Source organism: Xanthomonas sp. SHU 166 (genome assembly GCF_000364685.1).
Classification (GTDB): Bacteria; Pseudomonadota; Gammaproteobacteria; order Xanthomonadales; family Xanthomonadaceae; genus Xanthomonas_A; species Xanthomonas_A sontii.
Window position 1 is genome coordinate 1 of sequence record NZ_AQOJ01000397.1, and the last position, 5,585, is coordinate 5,585.

Below are 5,585 nucleotides of genomic sequence, written 5' to 3' on the forward strand. Positions count from 1 at the left end.
TTCACGCTGCCGAGCAGCAGGCCCTGGATGTAGTAGCGCTGCAGCGCCAGGAACAGCGCCAGCACCGGGACCACCGTGACCACGGCGCCGGCCATCATCATCTCCACGTCCATGATGTGCTCGCGCGACAGCGCCGCCAGCGCCACCGGCAAGGTGTAGTGCTCCTGGTCGGTCAGCACGATCAGCGGCCACATGAAGTCGTTCCACGCCGCCATGAAGGTGAAGATGGTCAGCGTCACCAGCACCGGCTTGAGCATCGGCAGCACGATCTGGAAGAAGATCCGCAGCTCGCCGGCACCGTCGATACGGGCGGCCTCCAGCAGCTCGTCCGGGATCGAGCGCGCGTACTGGCGCACCAGGAAGATGCCGAACACCGTCGCCAGCGCCGGCACGACCACGCCGCCGAAGTTGTTGACCAGGTGCAGCTGCTTCATCAGCAGGAACAGCGGCAGCATCGCCACCTGCGCCGGGATCACCAGCGCCGCCAGCAGGATCTGGAAGATCCGCTCCTTGCCGACGAAGCGCAGCTTGGCGAAGGCATAGCCGGCCATGGTGTTGATCAGCAGCGAGCCGAAGGTGATCGCGCACGACACCAGCAGGCTGTTGGCGAAGTTGCGGGCCATGCCGGTGCGCGAGAACAGCTCGCCGTAGTTGGCCAGGGTGGCGCCGGTGGGCAGCATCGGCGGCGGGAAGCGACTCGCTTGCCCGGCCGGCATGAACGACACCGACACCATCCACAACAGCGGCGCCAGGCTGATCACGGCGAGCAGCAGCAGCCCGCCGTTGACCAGCAGCGTGTTCCAGCGCGAGGCGCCGATCTCCCGGCTCATACCAGGTCCCTCTTGCGGCCGAAGCGCAGCATCACCGTCGTCACTCCCAGGATGATCAGGAACAGCAGGAACGCCACTGCCGACGCGCGGCCGAGGTTCCACCACTTGAAGCCTTCCTCGAACATGTAATACAGCACGCTGACCGTGCTCTGCAGCGGATCGCCGCGGGTCATCACGTAGGGTTCGGCGAACAGCTGGAAGTAGCCGGACACGGTGATCACCCCGACCACCAGCAGCACCGGCCCCAGCATCGGCAGGGTGATGTGCAGGAACTGCCGCCACTTCGAGGCGCCGTCGATGCGCGCGGCCTCGTACAGGTCCTGCGGGATCGCCTGCAGGCCGGCGAGGAAGATCACCATGTTGTAACCGAAGTTCTTCCACACCGCGAACAGCATGATGGTCGGCATCGCCCAGTGCGGGTCGCCGAGCCAGTCGATCGGGCCGATGCCCAGATGCGCCAGGCCGTAGTTGACCAGGCCGTAGCTGGTATGGAACAGGTAGCGCCAGATCACCGCCACCGCCACCAGCGTGGTCACCACCGGCGCGAACAGCGCGGTGCGGAACAGCGCCTTGAAGCGCGCCACCGGCGCGTTCAGCAGCAGCGCCGCGCCCAGCGAGGCGCCGATGGACAGCGGCACGCCGACGATCACGAAGTACGTGGTGTTCCACAGCGACTTCCAGAACATCGGCGTCTGCAGCAATTCGATGTAGTTGCCGAAGCCGACGAAGCGCAGGTTGTGGCGGTCGGCCAGCGAATACAGGTCGAAGTCGGTGACGCTCAGCGCCAGCGCCGACAGCACCGGCAGGCCGAAGAACACGCCGATCACGATCAGCGCCGGGCCGGCGAACAGCCAGCCGATCAGGGAACCGCGCTTCATGGCGCCGCTCCCGCGGCCGGCGCCGCCGTGCCTTCGCGATGCTGCTGGTGGATCCAGCGGCGTTTCTCCAGGATCTCGTCGACCCGCTTGTCCAGTTCCCGCATCGCCTTCTCCTGCGGTTCGCCGCCGCGCACCACACGCTCGGTGGCCAGCCGCATCTCCTGCACGATGCGCTCCCACTCCAGCACCTTCGGTGCCGGCTTGACCCGCTCCAACTGATCGCGGAACGCATGCGCCAGCGGATCGTCGGCCAGCGACGGATACGCCCAGGTGCTGCGCCGTGGCGGCATGTCGCCGATCAGCGCGTGGAAGCGCGCCTGGATCTGCGGCCGCGACAGGAACTCGATCAGCTTCCACGCCGCGTCCTTGTGCTCGGACTTGCGGAAGATCACCAGGCTGGTGCCGCCGGCGATGCCGGCGCCGGGGCCGTCCGGGCCCGGCAGCGGCATGGTGCCCCACTGGTCCTTGAGCGCAGCCGGCTGCACCTTGCGGAACTCGCGGATATTCCACGGGCCGGAGATGTAGAACGCGTAGAAACCGTTGAAGAATTCGTCCCAGACGTTGGAGATCTGCGTCTCCGACATCTTCGGCGCCCAGCCCTGGTCGAACATGTTGGCGTAGAACGCCAGCGCCTTGCGGAAGCCGGGGCTTTCGAAGTTGCCGTAGTTGTTGTGGTCGCGCAGCAGCGGATCGGGCAGCTGCAGGCCCAGCGACAGTTGCTGCTCGAACTCGTTGAGCGGCATCAGGATGGCGTAGCGCTTCGGCCCGACATGCTTCTTCACCGCCGCCATCGCCTGCTCCCACTCGGCCCAGGTCTGCGGTAGCTTGGTCACCCCGGCGTCGCGCAGCATGTCCTTGCGATAGAACAGCAGGCGCGTGTCCACGTACCAGGGGATGCCGTAGAGCTGGCCATCGATGACGCTGGTGTCCCAGATGCCGGGGAAGTAGTCCTTCGGGTCGACCACCTTGGAGCGGTCGACATAGGGCTGCAGCGGCTGCAGCGTGCCCAGTTCGGCGAATTCCGGGATCCAGGTGTTGCCCAGCTGGCACACGTCCGGCAGGCCGTCGGCGGCGAAGGCGGTCAGCAACTTCTCGTGCGCGGCGGTCCACGGGATGTTCTGGATGTCCACGTGGATGCCGGGATTCTCCTTCTCGAACTCCGGGATCAGCTCGGCCACCACCTCGGCCTCGCGGCCCATCGCCCAGAATCGCACCACCTCGCCCTGCGGCGCGCGCGCGCACCCGCACACGGCCACCATCAGCAAGCCCAGCGACACCCAACGACCGATCATGCGTGCTGCGCTCATTCGGGCTTCTGCGGCTGGCGCTGGTCGGGGTTCTGTTGCGCCTGCGCAGCGGCGGCGCGCGACTCGGCGATGCCGATCGCCCGCGCCGCGGCGGCCTGCTCGTCCTTCTTCGGCACCGGCTGCGCCTCGCCCTCCGGAGTCAGCCAGCCGCCGCTGAAGCCGGCGCGCTCCAGTCCGGTGCGGATGTACTTGTTCTTCTTCATCACGTTCCAGACGAACTCGTTGCGGTAGTTGGCGATCATGGTCAGGATCGGGCCCTGGTCGATGCCGATGTAGTCGCTGGAGACCCAGCCGCGTCCGGGCACGACGCGCCCGGTCTTGAGCGGGATATCGTAGTTGAAGCTGGGGTTGAACGAATCCAGGAAGCCGTAGCTGGAGTAGATGAAGTCGCCGTAGCGCTTGTGCATCTCCTCGGTGGCCGGAATCACCACTTCCGGCGCGAACACCAGCGAGGCCACCGCCGCGGTCGGCGCGATGGTGCCGTCGTCGAAGTTCTCGCGCAGGCCGGCGCCGCGCGAGGAATAGTGGCGGAACTGGCGTTGTTCGCCGCGATACTCCTGCTCGGTGTTCTGCGGCCCGTCGCTGGCGGTCAGGCCCCACACGTTCTCGCCGTAGTCCTTCCACTTCATCGGATTGGCGATGGCGTACTCGCGCTGCGCCAGCACCGCGCGGCGGCTGTTGAGGAAGTAGTCGATGCCGCGCTCGCGCATGTACTGGTCCTGGATGTCGCGGAAGTCGATCCAGACATGGCTGTACTGGTGCGCGAACATCGGCCCGAACGACAGGTATTCCTGGCCGTAGTACACGCCCCAGTCGTTGTTGTAGGTGCGGGTCCACACCGTCCACGCATCCGGGCTCACCGCATGGGTGGGCGATCCCAAGGCCAGCACGTACAGCATCATCGCTTCGTTGTAGCCCATCCAGTCGTGGCTGATGAAGCCGCTTTCGGGGAACCAGCCCATCGAGATCAGCGGATCGCGCTGCTGCAGCCAGGTCCAGTCCACGCGCCGGTACAGCGTGTCGGCGATCTCGCGGATCTCCTTCTCGCGCGGGTCGTCGCCGTCGTAGTACGACTGCGCGAACAGCACGCCCATCATCAGCAGGGCGGTATCCACGCTCGACAGCTCCACCCAGCTGTCGTAACGGTGGCCGTTCTGCATGTCCAGAAAGTGGTAATAGAAGCCCTTGTAGCCGGCCTTGCCGGTGCGCTGCGGGCCGACCGGCGCATCGCGGAAGAACTTCAGCGTGGTCAGGGTGCGATCCACCGCCTGGGTCCGGCTGATCCAGCCGTTCTCGATGCCGATGGGATACGCCGTCAGCGAGAACCCCACCGACGCGATGCTGGCGAACGGACGCGACGGGAAGCGGTCGGGGGTCAGGCCATTGGTGTCGTTGGTGGTGTCCCAGAAGAACTGGAAAGTGCGCCGCTCGATGTCGCTGAACAGTTGCGGCAGCTCTGGCTTCAGCGGTTTGGGCGGCAGTTCCGCCTCGACCAGGATCACCTGCACCGGCTTCTTCTCCACCGCCTTCGGCTCCTCGACCTTCTTACACGCCGTCAGCAGCACCCCTGCTGCCATCACCATCAACGAAAACCTGATGAACCTGCGCTGCTTCTTCATCGTGCCCCCCGTGAAATCGTTTACATGCACGCAAAAAATACCCCACTTCCGCATCGCCGCGGCCCCCGGTGCACGGGAGCCGCGGCGACCTTGCTTACCAGTTCAAGCCGAACGACAGCTTGAACGTCCGCATCGGCGAGGCGAGCACGCCGTTCGGCGTACCGAACGCCGTATTCAGATCGGCGTACGTTCCGGTTGCGGTGTTGTAGTCCGCGTAGTTGGTCCAGTTGAACAGATTGATGACATCGGCGCGCACGTTGAACTTGATGCCCGACCCGGTATCCCATTCCTTGTTCGCCGCCAGGCTGAATTCCTTGTAGCCCAGCGTGGCGTCCGGCTTGTACTGAATGATATAGCACTGGTCGTTGCCCGCCAGGCAGTTGGTGCCGTAGCGCGGGGTTTGGCTGGCCAGCGACAGCTTGGCCGACAGGGTGACGTCGTACGGCAGATCGTAGATGCCGGTGACCACCAGGCGGTTCTTCGGGATGCCGCCGGCCTCACGCCAGCCGTAGCCGGCCATCGACGGCTGGTCCAGCGCATAGTGCTCGCCGTACTGGCGGTTTTCCTTCGCGTCGGAGAAGGTGTAGGCCACGGTCAGGCCCCAGCCGGACTCCTTGTCGTAGGGCTTGTCCAGCTTCAGCGCCAGCTGGTTGTTGCGCGTCTTCAGGCCGTTGGTGCCGAGCACGATCGCGCTGTAGCCGTTGGGCGAATCGGTGGGCACGCCGGAGGTGGTGCCGGGCAGGAAGAACGAGCCGTCGGCACGGCGGTTGCCACGCAGGAACACGAAGCCGTCCTCGCTGACGATGCGGCTCAGGGTCACGTCCGTGTACCAGTCGTTGCCCCAGAAATGCAGCATGTTGCGCATGCCCAGGCTGAACTGGTCGGAGTACGGCACCTTGATGTTGTTGTCGATCAGGTACACCTCGCGGCCGCCGCCGGTGCCGGCGGGGG

4 protein-coding genes and 1 pseudogene are annotated in these 5,585 nt (G+C 65.7%); all 5 read right to left on the minus strand.

Annotated elements, in window-relative coordinates:
* A partial coding sequence (locus D180_RS10960; RefSeq protein WP_017912831.1) for a carbohydrate ABC transporter permease occupies positions 1-830 on the minus strand: 830 nt, incomplete at its 3' end.
* The gene (locus tag D180_RS10965) at positions 827-1,708 is read right to left on the minus strand and encodes a sugar ABC transporter permease (RefSeq protein ID WP_010342668.1); all 882 of its coding nucleotides are present in this window, start codon (positions 1,706-1,708) and stop codon (positions 827-829) included. The genes D180_RS10965 and D180_RS10960, both read right to left, overlap by 4 nt.
* A complete protein-coding gene (locus tag D180_RS10970) occupies positions 1,705-2,967 on the minus strand; it encodes a sugar ABC transporter substrate-binding protein (RefSeq protein ID WP_232760443.1) in 1,263 nt (420 codons plus the stop codon). Before D180_RS10970 ends, D180_RS10965 begins: the two co-directional genes overlap by 4 nt.
* Positions 2,968-3,011: 44 nt before the next feature.
* Entirely contained in the window at positions 3,012-4,592 is a 1,581-nt protein-coding gene (locus D180_RS10975) for a glucoamylase family protein (protein ID WP_173003417.1), read from the minus strand.
* Positions 4,593-4,728: 136 nt separating this feature from the next.
* Positions 4,729-5,585 (minus strand): annotated as a pseudogene (locus tag D180_RS10980) (hypothetical protein); the annotation flags it as partial.

Bases quoted from the DNA above. Each gene is read 5' to 3' on its own strand.
- D180_RS10965 (WP_010342668.1), bottom strand. From the start codon at position 1,708: ATGAAGCGCGGTTCCCTGATCGGCTGGCTGTTCGCCGGCCCGGCGCTG.
- D180_RS10970 (WP_232760443.1), bottom strand. From the start codon at position 2,967: ATGGTGGCCGTGTGCGGGTGCGCGCGCGCGCCGCAGGGCGAGGTGGTG.
- D180_RS10975 (WP_173003417.1), bottom strand. From the start codon at position 4,592: ATGGCAGCAGGGGTGCTGCTGACGGCGTGTAAGAAGGTCGAGGAGCCG.